We start from the raw sequence: 16,597 nt of genomic DNA on the forward strand, positions 1-16,597 counted from the left end.
ATACGAGGGCCGGAGGGATATGAGTTTCTTTAAAGCCGGAAGGTTTGCTTCAGAAGGGTTTTCGTCCGCTTTATTGCCTACTATCAGTATTCTTTAACATCAGCCTGTGCGCACTTTTTGATTTTTGGCGCGGTCGCAGGTGCATAAATTACGTAAAAGGAGCAAGGGGGCACTAAGTAGCCCCCTAAGCCTTCACGCCCTGCTTCTTTCGTCCCTTTCCTTGCACCTGCGGCCTCGCCCAAAATAAAGGAGGAAAAGGAAAAGGGAGAAAAGGGACTATAACACCCTTTCTCCCCTTTTTCATTCCCCCCTTTCCCCTCTTCGTACTACTCCTTCACTGGGCCAGGACCATAGAATTCATAGAGCAGATCTTTATTGGCATAAGTTGAGTAGGAGGAATCGATGGGAGTCTTGACGAGCATGAATCGGGCCTCCGCACCCATGATTCCATAGTATTTATTTTTATCGTTAAGCGCTTCCTGCGAGGCCACGATCATTTCCACCGTTTGCATTATTTCCGGCCTCGCACTATTTTCGAGGAGCTCCAGATTGGGGATGGTGACCAGAATGAGGGCATTGTCTCCCCGAACTTTGGTGAGGTAGGTGAAGGTCTCGGGCTGTAGTTCTTCCACGACAAACATGGTCAGCATATTGTCGATCGTCAGGGCCGTTGAATCAAATTCCGCCATGGGCTCGGCCATCATTGCGCCAATGTCCTGGTTGAGCATTTCGTCTCTGGGGTCTTTGGGCAGGCGGTCAGCAATGGCACTGAAAACGACACCCAGCACTAATACACCCGCAATCAGGATCAGGCCAGCCCACATCCAGGTGGGCGGTTTTACCCGGCCACCCAGCTCACTTCCAATGTGGTGCATTTTGTCGGAAAATTCAGTACTGTCATACGTGCGTTTGCAGCGAACGCATTCTGCGATTGGCGTTTTACCGATCGGGAAAAGAGGGATCCACATAACGTGTGCATACCGACCGAAAATGGACATGTTCTGGTCTCCGGTGTGCTCACAGTATGGGCAGGGAATTTCTTTCACCTGGAAACTGCCGAGGTGTTTAGCGCGGGTACCGTAGATCATAAAAGAGTATTTAACAGGACTTTTTTCAAGTGCTGTCTTTCAAAACAAGTGACAAATGTAAGTGTCCAACCCCTTATTCCTCTTCAAACCAAAGCTTCATCTCTGGATTGCCGACTCGGTAATCGGTCGTAATCTCTTCTCCGGGGTTGATGTGGCGTAATGCTTTGAATTTGATCTGTTCAAAATCGTAGTCGAGTTCAAACTCGGCATTAGCTGCCGATGAATGGTTGTACAATGAGCCCAAACCAAGTGCGATCGCCGCCCGGTCTCCGTCCCACTGAAAGTAATAATCGTGTAGGCGGGTTTCGTGGATGATCTTCCGGTCAGCGGCAGAGAGTAAAATAACGTGGGCCAGTTCAATGGTGGTGCCGGCCATGATCTCCTGTCCGGTAAAAACACCACGACCACCACGACTGCTGGGGGCTAAGTACAAAAATGGGAGATGAAGGATACACAGCGATTTAGTTGGTCAGGAACGTCTGACCAGCGATAAGATAATACCTTAATGACTAGGACGATGGTCAGTACATTATTTAGCTTCGCGACTACTGTGTGGTGGCGCGGGTAGCCCGAAGGGTAAAATACAGATAGCTTCTAAAGCTCCAGCCGGTTGATGGCCTCCCAGGTCAGGTGTGATTCGAACCCTCGTTGAAACATATAGTCCGCGAGTTTTCTCCGTCGAAGGTAAGGGTGACTTGCTTTTTTCTCGATCCGATCCCGCCGTAATAACTCGTTTTCAATAACCAGCAGGTAATCCTCTTCTTCAATTTCTGTCATGGCCTTGCGGATGCAGTAAGCAGATATCTCACGTTGTTTCAACTCGCGGGTGATCTTCTGCCGGCCCCACCGTTTCATTTTGAAACGGCCCCGGGCAAAGGAGCGCGCGAAGCGCTCTTCGTCCAGGTATTTGTCTTTGATCAGTTCACAAATGACTTCCTCTGCCGGGTCACCATAAAAGCCAAGCTCGCGCATTTTTTGTCGGGCTTCCTTGTGGCAGCGATCCTGGTAGGCACAATACTGCTGTAAAGCATCGAGTGCTTGCTCGTAGGTGTAAGCAACCTTTTTATCTTTTGCGAACAAATTGTGCGTATTTTATACAAATGTAGTAAAATGTTTGCAAACATTTGGTGTCACCTTTCCATTGTGTTGGTTAGGGCCGGTTGGCCTTGCTAAATTTTGTGTTGAATGAATTTTGATTTGAACGAATTCTGGACGAATTACGAACCAGTACTCCTGGCAGTTGGCTTTAAGGTACTCTCCGGCATTTTCATCCTGGTTGTAGGCTTTTGGCTGATCAACTGGCTAACAAGAAAAGTGAAAAAAATATTGGAACTCCGCCAGGTTGACGTCAGCGTTGCAGGCTTCCTGACCAGTTTTATCGGGATCAGCCTGAAGGTGCTGCTCATATTATCGATCGCCGGGATGTTCGGTATCCAAACCACCTCTTTTATTGCCATCCTTTCTGCCCTGTCCCTTGCCGTGGGGCTCGCCCTGCAGGGCAACCTGGGGCACTTCGCCAGTGGTATTCTGTTGCTGACGTTCCGACCCTTCAAAGTAGGTGACTTCGTCACCGCCGATGGCTACACCGGTACCGTTAAAGACATCCAGGTGTTCAATACCATCCTTACTACATTGGACAACCGCCTAATCCTGATCCCCAACGGTAAAGTAATGGGTAACGCCATCGAAAACATGACCGCTCAGGGTATCCGGAGGGTAGACATGACTTTCGGCATTGGCTACGGAGATGACATTGACAAGGCCCGCGCCGTGATCAGCCAGGTTATTGAAGCGACGGAAGTAGTGGACCTGACTAAAGGCTACGACATTTTCGTAAAAACCCTGAACGACAGCAGCGTCGATTTTGCCGTGCGGGTCTGGACCGAAAATGCAAACTACTGGCCAGCATTTTTCTCAATTACCGAGAACGTCAAGAAATCATTCGATCAGGCAGGTATTGGTATTCCGTTCCCGCAAATGGATGTGCACATCAAGCAATAAGCTTGCTGGCATTAACTTTTTCATAGGTTCCAGGTAACTTTTTCATAATTTGGTCGTCACATGCTTGTACGATCCGCAACCTTATGTTCGAAAAATCATTTTTTGTTCAATGAAAGTTTCGGTATCCACTAGTTTAATCAATCACTTCTTTCACTATCTACATCCATGGATTTAACTTTTATTACCGACGAACATAAGGCCTTGATTATGGCTTGGGGCATCAAGATTGCCGTAGCTCTCTTAATCCTCATTATTGGCTTTTGGGTAGCTAATCGCCTGACAAAAATTTTCGGCAAACAGCTGGAGCGCAACAAGGTGGATCCAACTGTGGTGAAATTTGCCAAATCATTGGTGAGTACGGGCCTGAAAATCCTCATTGTACTCGTTGCGGTAAGCCAGGTAGGTATCGAGGCTACTGGCTTTGTTGCCGTTTTGGGCGCCCTGACTTTTGCCATTGGTTTTGCCTTACAGGGTACCCTGAGCCATTTTGCTGCTGGCGTAATGCTGCTTTTCTTCCGACCTTATAAAGTAGGCGACCTCGTCAACATCGGTGGCGGCCAAACCGGTACCGTTACCGAGTTGGGCATCTTCAATACCATCCTGGCTACCCTTGATAACAAAAAGGTGATCATCCCCAATGGTACCGTTTCCAGCAACATCATCACTAACATCAGTGGTCAGGGGACGATTGGTGTCGAATTGACCTATGGCATCGGCTACACCGATTCCATTGACAAAGCCCGCGAAGTGATCCTTGCCGTAGGTAAAGCATGTCCCTGGATAATTGATGACCCCAAGCAGGGTGTGGTTGTTGCTGAGCACGGAGACAGTTCCGTCAACCTCGCCACCCGCCCGTTCTGTAAGAGCGAGCACTATTGGGATACCTTCTTCTACATGCAGGAGAACGTCAAAAAGGAGTTTGACAAAGCAGGCATCAGCATTCCATTCCCGCAGCGGGATGTGCACATGCACCAGGTTAAGTAGTGAGTTGTTGAGTCTGTGAGTTACTGAGTTGCTGCCGCTGTTACCACTCACTTCGCTGCGCGTATTCGACTAAGGTGAGCAAGCGAAGCGCCGCGAACGGGTACTTGCGGTAGCCACTCAGTGACTCACCAACTCAGCTAAAGTGCCGGATCATTCGCACCTCCTCCTCACTAAGATACCGGTAAAAACTCCGGGGTAAATCTTTTTTGGTGAGTCCGGCGAGGTAGACCCGGTCCAGCCGCTCTACAGTGTAACCAAAGTGCTCAAAGGCGCGGCGGACGATCCGATTACGACCGATATGAATCTGGAGGGCGACCGTTAGCGGATCGTCCTCTTTTGCGTAGCGGACCCAGTCGACGGAAAAGGGGCCGTCTTCGAGTTCGAAGCCGACTTCCATCTGCGCCAGGTCCAATTGAGTGAAGGGCTTGTCTAGCGTAGCGTGGTAGATTTTACTAACCTCGTGGCTGGGGTGGGTGAGGCGTTTGGCCACGTCCCCGTCGTTCGTGATGAGGAGTAAGCCGGTGGTGTCGCGGTCGAGTCGGCCAACGGGGAAGAGCCGGTAGTTTTTCAGCTCGGGGTCGGCCAGCAGGTCCATAACGGTCATCCGGTCGTGCTCGTCCGAAGTCGTGGTAATCACGTTTTTGGGCTTATTCAGCAAGATGTAAACGAACTGTTCGTCGGGGCTGACCACCTTACCCTTGTAGGCAATTACGTCGCCTTCCTTTACCTGGTAAGCCGGGTTGATTTCCTTTTCGCCGTTCACTTGCACCATCCCGGCTTTTACCATGTCACCGCATTGCCGACGGCTGGCTACGCCGGAGTGGGCCAGGTACTTGTTGAGCCGCATGCCGATGATGGAATCGGCAGAGCGGTCCCGGCCGGGCGGTTTTCCGCCGTTACGGGCCTGGGAGCGTTGAAAGCGTCTGGGGGTTTTCATGGTCGAGGAGTCAGTGAGTCAAGGAGTCAGAGAGGGGGCAAGGTACTGCTTGGCTATCTGACTCCCTGACTGTTTGACTTTATTTTGGCGCGGCCGCAGGTGCAAGGGGAAGATTTGTGAGGCAGTGTATTAAAAACCAACGTATAAAGAAAACTCAATTTTCTTTACACGTTATTGGATTCATGTAAAGAAAAAGGCATTTTTTATGTGTGAAAATCCAATTGAAGCCTTCAAGAAAATGAGGGTAATGTTGTCGCGTAGCGACCACCCCTTAGGTTGCTTGGGACAAGGAGGCACGACGCAGTCCCAGGCAACGGATAGTACCACCGAAGTATAACGACACTGCGCGTCGTATAGAAAAACGGTTAGTCGGTTACCCCGGACTTCGTCCAGAGTAACCAATGTTTATTCGCTACGCGAAATCAGGTCACATTTGCTATTTATGATACTTTTTAACGCATAATCTCACGGCTCTGGGTAATCAACGACTTTTCCTACCTTAGCCACATGTCGAAGACCTTCCTCCCCCTGCTCCTACTAACCTTCCTAAGCACCTGCGTCAGCGCCCAAAAAACGCTGAATCAACGCACGCTGGAAAGCCTGGATACCTACCAGCAGTTCCTGAGCATTCCCAACGATGCCCGCATCGACGGACAGTTGGAGCCCAACCTCGTTTGGCTCGAGAAGGAATTCGGGAAACGGGGCTTTACCGGTAAACGCCTTAAAAATGCCGGCATTGACCTGCTGCTTTTTACCTTCCAGGCAGCGGCCGTGGACCCAGAAACGGTCCTGTTCTACGGACACGTCGACGGCCAGCCGGTAGACGTCTCGAAATGGATACTCTCTCCGCCCTTCAAACCCGTCTACGGTCACATGACCAGCATGGCCGACGGCACCACCAAATACGACAAAGTCGCCTCCCTGCCGGCGAACCCCGAAACCACCGAGACCCGCCTGTTCGCCCGCGCCAGCTCCGACGCCAAGGCACCGATCATGCTCTTCCTCGTGGCCTGGGACCAAATGATCGCCGACGGCAAACGGCCAAACTACACCGTCAAATTCATCGTTGACCCGATGGAAGAAGCCAGCAGCCCCGACCTGCCCGGCGCCGTGGAAACCCACCGCGAAGTACTGGCGGCCGACCACCTGATCATCCTCGACGGACCGGTACACACCACCAACCAGCCCACCATCGTCGGTGGTGCCCGGGGCATTGCTACGGCGCGCCTCACGGTTTACGGCCCGAAACTGTCGCAACACAGCGGCCACTACGGCAACTACGCCCCCAACCCGGCCCTGCGCCTGGCGCAGCTGCTGGCCGGCATGAAAAACGAGGCTGGCCGCGTTACCATTCCCGGTTACTACGACGGGATCAGGATTGACGCCGATACCCGTCGTTTGCTGGCGGGTGTGCCCGACGACCTTCCCGCCACTCACGCCCGCATTGGTTTTAGCCAGCCGGATGGAGTAGGCACTAACCTGCAGGAAGCCTTGCAGTATCCCAGCCTCAACATCCGCGGAATGCAGAGCGGTTGGGTCGGCAGCGCCGCCCGGACGATCATCCCGAGTACCGCGGTGGCCAATTTGGACCTTCGCCTGGTCAAAGAGTCCGACGGTGATCGTCTGCTGGATCTCATCAGAAGTTACCTCGAAGCACAGGGCTTCTACATCATCCCCGAGGGCCGCGAACCCACCGATGAGGAACGCGCCAACCACCCCCGCCTGGCCAGTTTTGCTGGTAACACGAGCTACGGTGCCTTCCGTACCGACCTCAATGGCCCAACCGGGAAATGGCTGCAAAGCGCCCTGCGCAACACCTTCAAAAAGGACCCGGTCCTGATCCGGACGATGGGTGGCTCCGTGCCGATTGCGCCCTTCGTAACGACGCTCGATGTGCCGGCCATCGTATTGCCACTCGTCAACCCAGATAATAACCAGCACAGTCCGAACGAGAACATTCTCTTGAAGAATTATTTCTCGGGGGCGGAGACTTTGTATGGGGTGCTGGTTGAACCGATCCGGTAACTGCCCGTTATGGGGCGGAGGGCCGCGCCGGCTCTACCAGTTATAAGCCTGGCCAACAGGCCTTTCCGCTTCCTCGTATGATCATAAATAACCCCGCCCTTCCTTTCCATCCCGCTAAGCCAATTGGCTGGACCGGTAACCCATTCGAAGGCAAAGAATTCAAATACGACCGCGACCCCTTCCGACCCGATTGGAGTGTACTGCTAAGAATGATCTTTTCCCGTAACCCCCAACGTGCGGAGAAAAAAGCCGATACCTGGACGCCACCGGTGGCGACCGGCGTCGGTTACCTCGAAAACCGCACCGAAAACTGGATCGTTTGGCTGGGGCATGCCTGTTTTCTGTTTCAATTCAATGGCGTTCGCTTCCTGGTAGATCCGCAGCTGACGGACATGCCCCTCGTACCCCGACGGGTTTTTCCGCCATTCACCTATGAGGAAATCCGGGACGTCGATTACCTGCTGTTTAGCCATGATCATCGGGACCACGTAGATGAAAAGTGCATCCGGGCGATCTGTAAAAACAATCCGATCAGGAAAGTACTTTGTCCGCTGAAACTCTCCAGCGTGATCGGAAAATGGGTGGAAGATATTCCGATCGAAGAAGCGGGCTGGTACCAGATTTTTGAGACTGGAACTACCGGCGTTCGCATCACTTTTTTACCCAGCCGCCATTGGTGCCGGCGGGGGCTGACGGACTTTAACCGGGTGCTGTGGGGTAGTTTTATGCTGGAAGTACAGGATCTGGGCGGGGCCGCAGGTGCAGAGGAAGTTGGAGAAGCAGGCGCGCCAGCCGGCCACACCATCTACTTTGGCGGAGACTCCGCCAAAACCAGCTACTGGAAAGAGATCGGAGACATGTTCCCCGACATTGATGTCGCCATGCTGGGTATTGGTGCCTACAAGCCGGACTACATGATGCAGGAGAACCACGCCAGTCCGGAGGAAGCCCACCGGGGCTTCCTCGATCTGGGGGCGAAACGCTGGTGGCCCATGCACCATGGCACCTACGACCTGAGCAATGAACCGGCTAGTGAGCCGATCACCTGGGCGACTGAGCTGATGGCTGAAAACGGGATGGTGGAACGGTTGGTACAGCCTGCGGTGGGGGAGGCGTGGTGGTTTTAGACGCGCGCTTAACCTCGGAGCGTAAGCAGAGCGACGAAACGGACCTTCTCTGCGTACCTGAAGAACCGTTCAAAAGTGATCGGCTGCAGCAGGCATGGTTGGTCAGAGGTCAATGGTGAGGTGGACCCGATAGCGTTCAGCATCTTCCGTTACGGTAAGGTTGTGCTTTCCGGGGTAACTCAGTTCCAGGCGCCGTCGAACGTTGGTCAGGCCAATGCCCGAGGCTTCCCGCACCGTCTTTTCTGTTTGCCCGACAATGCTGTTGGCCACCATATAGTGCAGGGTGTTGCCTTCCATTTTTAAACTGACCGTTATCCAGGAACCTTTGCCGGCGTTACCGATGCCATGCTTGAAGGCATTTTCCAGGAAGGTGATCAGGATAAGCGGTGTTATCCGGACACTGGCGATTTCTCCGTGTACTTCGAAAGTGATGGGGATATCTTCGTTCAATCGTAGTTTCTCCAGGTCCAGGTAGTTCTCCATGTATTCCACCTCCCGGTTCAGTGGAACCTTTTCCTCATTGCTCTCATGAATCATGTAGCGCATCATCCCGCTGAGTTTAGCTATCACCTCGGGAGTTTGCTCCGACTGGTTCACCGCCAGGTAGTAAAGATTATTCAGGGTGTTGAAGAGGAAGTGAGGATTCACCTGCGCTTTCAGAAACCGTAATTCCGACGTCAGCTGGCGGTTTTCGAGTTCAAAATAATCCTCGATGAACCGTAGTAACCCCACGAAGGCCGTTACGAAAAACACGGCCATGAAGACGCTGAGGCCGAAGCGGGTAGAGTAGGCCCAGCTATCGTTACCATCGCCAATACCCGATATGAGAAACCGTTTTCCCAGTAGGAGTAAATAGGATAATGCTGCGAATACGGGAAGGAACCCCAGTAGGTAGCGGGCGGCATTCCTGTCACGAATCAGCCGGGGCAGGAAGTAGAAGTAGTTCAGGTAGCTAACGATGAGCAACATGATGATGTGAAAGAAAAAATCAGGAACCAGCCGTACCCAGTCCAGGTCTCCTCGTTTGCCAAAACTGAGGGCATAGAAAAAATAGGAAGCGTACATCAACCAAAAGGCGACGTGAAGTAAATGCTTGTTGTACCGTTGAAAAAAGTTTGGCATTGGACTAAGCTGCCGGAGGCAGCAAACTGGTGAAAGCGACCATTGGTCGCCCCTTTATGCCACTAAGGTAGTTGAGTTGGTGCTTACTTAACCTTTTGCTCTACCATCCCCCCATTCTCCTCTACCATCCGGCATTTTGTAGTCTTTAGGTGGAAAAGCTGTCCTGTCGATACTTTTTACCCTACGGTCGAACGGGTTCATAGTGCCCTGTCATTCACCCTAAGTTTGCTTCATCAAACAACAAAAAAATGAAAAAGCAAATCACAACGCTATCAATCCCATCCATCAACCCGGGTTGGAGCCAGACACACAGCGTCGGGCGGAATCGGGGCTACGTCACAATGCTAACCCTGCTCTTTGCCCTCTTCCTCGGCACCTGCGTCAGCGCCCAGAGCATTAAAGGCCAACTTACGGACGGTACCAACCAGGAGCCAATGGGTTTTGCCAACATAAGTTTATACGACGCGAACGATAAATTAGTGAAAGGCACCAGCAGCGATATTGACGGGCGTTATGAAATTATTGATTTGCCTGCCGGTACCTACCGGTTGGAAGCAAGTTTCTTAGGTTACGCCACCCAAAGCCAGATGGTGACCCTGACCAATGATAAGACGACGGTCGAACTCCCCGCCATTGTCCTCAGTGAAGGAGGGAACAACCTCGACGAAGTTACCGTTACCGCCGAACGCGCCGTAATGGAACTCGGCCTGGACCGTAAGATATTTAACGTAGAGAAGTCCATCGCCGCCGCCGGCGGCAACGCCGAAGACCTGCTCCGCGAAATTCCCAGCATCACCGTCGACCTGGAGGGCAATGTCTCTTTGCGCGGCTCTGCCGGTGTCCGCTTCCTGATCAACGGTAAGCCCAGCGCAATTACCCAACAAGCCGGCTTCCTGCAAACCCTGACGGCTTCCAATATCGAACGCGTTGAAGTGCTTACAAATCCCGGTGCCCAGTTCGATCCCGAAGGAACGGCAGGGCTCGTTAACATCGTATTGAAACAGAAAACAGAGGACGGCTTTAACGCCACGGTTAACCTCAACGCCGGTACCGGCAACAAATTCGACGGCAGCGTTGACGCCAACTGGCGCAAGGGTAAGTTCAACACCACCTTAGGTGTAAACGGCCGCTACGACGAGCGTTTCTTTCGCGGGTTCCGCGAGCAAACCGCCACTTTTGCAGATACCACTTACAGCCGCTACTTTACCTTCGACGGTCTTCGTCAGAACGAAAGTAAGGGCTTCAACCTCGGCACGGAGTACACCATTAACAAGTATTCTTCCCTGGGCATTAGCGGTAATTACCGGACCAGCACCGGCGAAAGCACTAACCTGCGATCCACTCAGTTCTTCGACGATAACGGCGACCTTAATTCCGTCAGCTACCGTACCGAAGTCGAGCCGCAGGAGCGCGAAAATTATGAACTGCGGGCCGACTATAACACCACCTTCGCCAAACCCGGACGCAACCTTTCTGCCAGCTTCCAATACAGCGAAAGCGACCAAACAGAAGTTGAAAACTACGACGAATCGATCTTCGGGCCTGAAGGTGACCTGTTCGACGAGTCCTTTCAAAACAGCCCATCGGCCAACGGCCGCACGCAGTACATCGGTCAGTTGGACTACTCCCAAAAGATCGGCGAAGACTTCAAATTTGAAGCCGGCTGGCGTTCCACCATGCAACGTATCGACAATGTGGCGGACTTTAATATCTACGATGAGGATTCTCAGGAGTTCTTCCGGGTAGACTCTAACAGCAGCCGCTTCTTTTACGACGAAGACGTCCACGCTGTTTACTCCACTTTTGGCGGGAAGGTTGATAAATTCACCTTCAGCGGAGGTCTCCGGGCCGAGCAGGTCTATACGACCAGCTTCCTGGCTGAGCCAACGGGCGAGACCTTTGAGAACAATTACTTTAAGGTGTACCCGAGCGTTTTTCTGGGCTACGCAGTGAGTGAAAGCGGGACCATCCAGGCCAGCTACTCCCGCCGGGTCAGCCGCCCGCGCGACCGCGACCTTAACCCCTTCGTTGACCGCGGCGACCCCCTCAACCTGCGGACGGGTAACCCCTTCCTGTTGCCCGAGATCATCAACAGCTACGAGCTGAACCTTCAGCAGCGCTTCGGAATGGGCACCTTTACCGGGGGTGTTTACTACCGCGCAAAATCAGATCTGATCACCCGCGTAACGGAAACCCTGCCCGGCGGTATCCAGATTGGCACCCAGGCAAACCTGGACAGCGGCCGCGACTATGGCGTAGAACTGATTACGACCCTGCGGCCCAGCAAAAAGTTTGACCTGACGGCCTCCGCCAACGCCTACCGGACAGAAATTGACGGTACGCTCCAGGAAGGTGCCGTACAGGCCAACGGGTATAATTTCAGCGGGCGCCTGCAAGGTTCCTACGAAATGCCGTGGAACGTGAAAAGCCAATTCACTTACTTCTACCGCAGCCCAGGTGTCACCTCCCAGGGGCGACTGAACGCCATGCAGAGCTTTGATCTTGGTTTTCGTAAGCCGATCCTGAACGATCTCGGAGCCATCACACTCCGCGTAACCGACTTGTTCAACCAGCGCAAATTCGGCTATACCACCGAAATCAGCGGCCTGTCCACCATCAGCGAATTCCAGCGGGAAAGCCGGATTGTGTACGTTGGCTTCCAGTACAGCCTTCGCGAAGTGAAGGGTAAGCAGAACCGCCAACGGAGTGGTGGCGGAGATGATGGTGGCGGAGATGATTTCTAGTGCGCTGCCAAAAGACTTATTACTAGTGAGATGTTTGATAACAGTGCCCGCCCGGTTACCATTTGGTAGCTGGGCGGAACTTTTTTTGGGCGGGGACGCGGGTGCAGTAGAGGGGTTGTAGTGCAGTATTCAAATCGCAGATTTGAGCGGATTACACTGATTGACGCTGATTCGTGACCGCCTGGAAAGTGTTTCTTGACAAGCGGTTATTTGGCTATTCTAGTAGTTTTGGAATCGCTGATTAGAATGGATTACATTGATCAGTAACAGTCTTGAAAGCTTTTCATGACAAGCGATTTAAATTTCAGCACATCCTTCCTCCAACCACTCCAACTCCTCCCCCTCCAGCAACGGCCCCACCCGCTCAAGCACCATCGCGTGATACGTATTGACCCAGTCCACCTGGTCTTTGGTCAGCATGTGCTGTTCGATGAGGCTTCGTTCGATGGGGAAGTAGGTCAGTGTTTCAAATTCCAGCCAACCATCGGTGGAGGCGGGTTGGACGGCGACGAGGTTCTCCACCCGGATACCGTAGGCACCGACTTTGTAGTAGCCGGGCTCGTTGCTTACCACCATGCCTGCTGCAAGGGGATACTGGGCGTTGGGCGACTTGGTCTGCTGGCTGATGCTCATCGGCCCTTCGTGGACGTTGAGGAAGAAGCCAACGCCGTGGCCCGTTCCGTGGCCGTAGTTGAGCTGATGCCGCCACAGCGGCATGCGGGCCAGCGGGTCGAGTTGAGCACCGCAGGTGCCCACGGGGAACTTCGCCATCGACAGTTCGATGTGGCCCTGCAGCACGAGGGTGAAGTTGCGGCGCATCTCCTCCGTCGTTTCGCCGACGGCGAAGGTTCTGGTGATGTCGGTAGTACCAGTGGTGTACTGCCCACCGGAATCGAGAAGTAATAAGCCTTCTGCCTTCAGTTTAGCCGACCCTTCCTCTGGCGCGCGGTAATGCACGATGGCACCGTTGCCGGCGTAGCCGACGATGGCTGGGAAACTGTCGGTGATGAAGTGTTCGTCTTCCGCGCGCAGCGCGTGGAGCTTGTGGGCCACGGCGGCCTCATCGACACCGGCGGCGATGGCGCCGTCGAGCCAGCGGCGCAGCCGCAGCAGGGCCACGGCATCGCGGGCCATTGTGGCCCGCAGGTGCTCGAGTGCCTTGTCATTCTTTACCGCTTTCCAGGCGGGGATCGGACTGGAGACCTCGGTGGTTTTGTCTTCGCCGGCGTGCATTGCCAACCGGGCGGAGATGGTGGCGGGGTCGAGGCCGATGTCGGCGTTGATGGCGTTGGTTCGCCGGAGGAAGCTGCTGATCTTGTCGTAGTCATGCACTTCCAGCCGGTGGCCGTCGGGGAGGTTGTCGGTCCAGGCTTCAAAGCCGGGGCGAGGCGCGGCAAACAGGGTATGGTCCCCCTTACGGCCAACTACGAAGTAGGCCACGCACAACGGGTTGAAATCGATGTCGGAACCCCGCAGGTTGAGTAGCCAGGCGGCTTCGTCAAGGGCGGAGATAACATAATAATCCAGGTCTTTCCCGGCCATCCAATCGATCAGCCGGCCGAGCCGGTCTTGCCACGGTTCTCCACTAAAATCCGGGGTGTGCTCGAAAATCTTACGATTAGGGACTGCGGGCCGGTCTGACCATATTCTCCGCAGGAGGTCTTCGTCGAGGACAAGGTTTAATTCGTACTCGGCCAACTTCTTGCGGAGTCTCCTGCTGCTGCGCAGGCTGGTGACCCGGCCGTCGGTGCCGACCGTCTGGCCGTCCATCAGGGTCGCCCCAAGCCATTCTTCGATAGGAAACACGCCAGACTCGCGGTGGTCTTTTAATAGCTCGATACCCGAGCCTTCCAACTCCGTTGTGGCTTGAAGGAAGTACCGACTGTCGGTAAGCAATTTGGCATCGTGCTGTGTAACAACCAGCGTGCCGGCCGAGCCCGTGAAGCCGCTTAACCATTCCCGTGCCTCCCAGCGCGGAGCAGGATACTCGCTCTGGTGGGGGTCGGTGCTTGGAACAATGTATGCGTCGATCTGGGTTTCGAGCATGGCCTGGCGGAGGGCGGAGAGTCTGGCGGAAATGATCATGGGCGGAAGTTAGGGAAATAGTCAGAGAGTCAAATAGTCAGCGCGTCAAATAGTCAGGGAGTTAAATGGAAACCCATCCAATGGTGACGACTCTGGCCCTGCGCTTAAAAACTTTTCCTGGCACCTGCGGCCGCGCCCTCTGCTCCTTCCTATACGCGTCATAATGCAGGTTGACGACCAAGCTTTACGAACAAACTTAAAACACCACAGCCCGCTACGCGTTCGAACTACAAGACTACAAGACTACAAGACTACAAGACTACAAGACTACAAGACTACGCCCATGTTCCATACCATGAAATCCTCCGCCGATTTTGCCGCAGCGCTAGAAGCCAGCCACCAACAACCGGTGGTACTGTTCAAACATAGCGATAACTGCCCGTTTAGCGGGGCGGCCCAGATAGAGGTTGCTCACTCAAAGCATGACCTGGAAATTTACGGTATTACTGTGCAGTATACGCCCGAGCTGAAGGTGGAGATTGCGGAGAAAACCGGCGTTGAGCACTCCAGTCCGCAGGCTATCCTCTTGCATAAAGGGGTTGCCGTAAATCACTATTTCCGTAGTGAAATCAAGGAGCGCACGTTGAAGGCGGCAATTAAGGCGTTGCTTAGTGAGCAGTGAGCAGGAGTAAGGATTCAGTGATCAGGATTTAGCAATCAGGGGTCAGTGAGCAGGATTCAGGATTTAGCTCGCAGAGCTTTGTCCTCCAGCACTGACTTATTGGTTTTAAGTTAGCCAAACAACCACATACAATTGTGGTTCGTCAGCTGGCGCTAGCAGACTGTCGGAGAGAATCAAATTATTTTACCGTCACACCACCGTTCATCATTTAAAATTATCCCATCATCATCCAGTCATCCGAACTCATCCTACGCCCAAACGGCGCTCTATATCACCTCGATCTGCTACCCGGCCAGGTTGCTGAAACGATCATCACCGTTGGCGACCCCGAACGGGTACGGGCGATCACGCGCCGGTTTGACAAAGTAGAACTGAAGGTTGAAGCCCGTGAATTTGTTACCCATACCGGAGAGCTGGACGGAAAGCGCCTGACGGTGATCTCGACGGGTATCGGGACGGATAATATCGACATCGTTTTTAACGAGCTGGATGCCCTGTTCAATATTGACCTGACCCGGCGCGAGGTGAAAGGGGATATTACTAAACTGAGGTTCGTCCGATTGGGGACAAGTGGTTCTTTTCAGACTGATCTGCCACTAGACAGCTTCGTACTGTCTGAAGCAGCCCTGGCAGCCGACGGTCTGCTGCCTTTCTACCTCTCCGGTGGGGAACCGGACGAAGCCGCAATTTCTCTGTACGAGCATCTGGAAGACGGAGGCGTGCAACTGCCCACTCCCGTATTGGTCGTCCGGCCTGATTTACCGGCTGTTTTTGCGAATTCCGATCTGGCCCGGGGCATGACCATGACTGCCGCCGGGTTCTATGCTCCTCAGGGGCGAAGCCTGCGGCTGCCTTCGGGGTTACACCCAAAACTACTCAGCCGCATGCGCAGCTGGCGGCACGATGCCCTTCGGCTAACCAACATCGAGATGGAGACTGCGGGTATTTATGGGTTGGCGACGGCGCTGGGCCACCAGGCTGCCTCCGTCTCCGCGCTACTCGCCAACCGTGCAGAGGGTACTTTCAGTAAGCAACCGGCTAAAACGGTGGAGCGGTTGATTGATCTTGGGTTGGGGCTGATTGGGCAGATGTAGAGAAGGAGAGAAGGGTTGAATGTGAGAATGGGCTGCCGCAAGGGCCGTTCGCGGCGCTGCGCTTGCTCACCTGAGAAGGGAGAATGAAGAAGGGAAGAATGGGCTACCGCAGGTACCGTTCGTTGCTCGCCCGGGCGAATGAGCGCAGCGCAATGAGTAGCACCAGCGGCAGCCATTCACCCATTCGTTCATTCAACCATTCATTTGCGCAATAGTAATCCCTCCCCATCGTTTTAAGGTCCGGATTAAACAATCAAACGTGTCTTTATTACCCCGCTTATTTACTTTGGGCCTCCTCTGTCTGTTTACTATCGGCCTTGCCGCACAGACAAATTACGCTGGGATCATCGATGCCTACGTGGGAGGGCATGATGCGCAGGTATCGTCGGCAAATGCGGCCCGGGTGACCCACGCTCTTGTCACCTTAAGAATCAACGATCAAAATGAATTGGAAGCGCTCATCAGTAACGAAGAGCAGCTCCGCATTTCTTTGCAACGAGAGGATACAACGGACATGGACTACCTGTTCCCCATCACCATTGACTCCGCCCTGGTCATTATCACCAACGGCACTACGGTAATTATTGATCCTGTCGGCCAGATGCACTTTGCACTTTCCCTTAATGCCAATCCGAAATTGCCATATTTTGATGCGGAGCCCACCCTGGTATTTGAAGGCTATGGTCTGAGCCGTCATTGGGGCAAAGCAGGTGGTTCTTCTATTGATTAAGGCCCATCCGTGGAAAAGCTGAACTACTACTTCTTATC

14 protein-coding genes are annotated in these 16,597 nt (G+C 53.5%); 8 read left to right on the forward strand and 6 right to left on the reverse strand.

The annotated features are described in order from the left end of the window. Positions 1-326: 326 nt before the first annotated feature. From B036_RS27980 to B036_RS0104045, 3 genes are all read right to left on the reverse strand, one after another. Entirely contained in the window at positions 327-1,088 is a 762-nt protein-coding gene (locus tag B036_RS27980) for a hypothetical protein (RefSeq protein ID WP_020567404.1), read from the reverse strand. Between the two features lie 73 nt (positions 1,089-1,161). After that, complete coding sequence (locus tag B036_RS0104040; protein WP_026231672.1) at positions 1,162-1,521, reverse strand: SET domain-containing protein-lysine N-methyltransferase; 360 nt, start codon at positions 1,519-1,521, stop codon at positions 1,162-1,164. Between the two features lie 161 nt (positions 1,522-1,682). Further along, complete coding sequence (locus B036_RS0104045) at positions 1,683-2,168, reverse strand: regulatory protein RecX (RefSeq protein ID WP_020567406.1); 486 nt, start codon at positions 2,166-2,168, stop codon at positions 1,683-1,685. A gap of 105 nt (positions 2,169-2,273) precedes the next feature. On the opposite strand from B036_RS0104045, the gene B036_RS0104050 reads away from it, so the two are divergent. Continuing rightward, the gene (locus tag B036_RS0104050; protein ID WP_020567407.1) at positions 2,274-3,089 is read left to right on the forward strand and encodes a mechanosensitive ion channel family protein; all 816 of its coding nucleotides are present in this window, start codon (positions 2,274-2,276) and stop codon (positions 3,087-3,089) included. Positions 3,090-3,254: 165 nt separating this feature from the next. Continuing rightward, entirely contained in the window at positions 3,255-4,073 is an 819-nt protein-coding gene (locus tag B036_RS0104055) for a mechanosensitive ion channel family protein (RefSeq protein ID WP_020567408.1), read from the forward strand. 133 nt (positions 4,074-4,206) lie between these two features. Here B036_RS0104055 and B036_RS0104060 read toward each other — a convergent pair whose 3' ends face one another. Continuing rightward, positions 4,207-5,010, reverse strand: coding sequence for a pseudouridine synthase (locus B036_RS0104060; RefSeq protein ID WP_020567409.1), 804 nt, complete (start codon positions 5,008-5,010; stop codon positions 4,207-4,209). Positions 5,011-5,517: 507 nt separating this feature from the next. On the opposite strand from B036_RS0104060, the gene B036_RS0104065 reads away from it, so the two are divergent. Both B036_RS0104065 and B036_RS0104070 read left to right on the forward strand, forming a co-directional pair. Continuing rightward, positions 5,518-7,035, forward strand: a complete 1,518-nt coding sequence (locus B036_RS0104065) for a M20/M25/M40 family metallo-hydrolase (RefSeq protein ID WP_020567410.1) — start codon at positions 5,518-5,520, stop codon at positions 7,033-7,035. A 77-nt stretch (positions 7,036-7,112) separates the two neighbouring features. Next, positions 7,113-8,162: an MBL fold metallo-hydrolase gene (locus B036_RS0104070; RefSeq protein WP_020567411.1), complete on the forward strand. Its 1,050-nt coding sequence runs from the start codon at positions 7,113-7,115 to the stop codon at positions 8,160-8,162. Between the two features lie 102 nt (positions 8,163-8,264). On the opposite strand, the gene B036_RS0104075 is transcribed toward B036_RS0104070, so the two are convergent. Beyond that, a complete protein-coding gene (locus tag B036_RS0104075; protein ID WP_020567412.1) occupies positions 8,265-9,284 on the reverse strand; it encodes a sensor histidine kinase in 1,020 nt (339 codons plus the stop codon). Between the two features lie 248 nt (positions 9,285-9,532). Between B036_RS0104075 and B036_RS0104080 the strand changes: the two genes are divergently transcribed. After that, on the forward strand, positions 9,533-12,028 hold the full coding sequence (locus B036_RS0104080; RefSeq protein WP_020567413.1) for an outer membrane beta-barrel family protein: 2,496 nt from the start codon (positions 9,533-9,535) through the stop codon (positions 12,026-12,028). A 297-nt stretch (positions 12,029-12,325) separates the two neighbouring features. Here the strand turns inward: B036_RS0104080 and B036_RS0104085 are convergent, their stop codons facing one another. Further along, positions 12,326-14,113: an aminopeptidase P family protein gene (locus B036_RS0104085; protein ID WP_020567414.1), complete on the reverse strand. Its 1,788-nt coding sequence runs from the start codon at positions 14,111-14,113 to the stop codon at positions 12,326-12,328. Between the two features lie 295 nt (positions 14,114-14,408). On the opposite strand from B036_RS0104085, the gene B036_RS0104090 reads away from it, so the two are divergent. From B036_RS0104090 to B036_RS0104100, 3 genes are all read left to right on the forward strand, one after another. Next, entirely contained in the window at positions 14,409-14,735 is a 327-nt protein-coding gene (locus B036_RS0104090; RefSeq protein ID WP_026231673.1) for a monothiol bacilliredoxin BrxC family protein, read from the forward strand. Positions 14,736-15,079: 344 nt separating this feature from the next. Further along, entirely contained in the window at positions 15,080-15,829 is a 750-nt protein-coding gene (locus B036_RS0104095) for a nucleoside phosphorylase (protein ID WP_245557441.1), read from the forward strand. A 259-nt stretch (positions 15,830-16,088) separates the two neighbouring features. Then, entirely contained in the window at positions 16,089-16,559 is a 471-nt protein-coding gene (locus B036_RS0104100; RefSeq protein ID WP_157472029.1) for a hypothetical protein, read from the forward strand. Positions 16,560-16,597 lie beyond the last annotated feature (38 nt).

The sequence above is a fragment of the Neolewinella persica DSM 23188 genome (genome assembly GCF_000373105.1).
Lineage (GTDB): Bacteria > Bacteroidota > Bacteroidia > Chitinophagales > Saprospiraceae > Neolewinella > Neolewinella persica.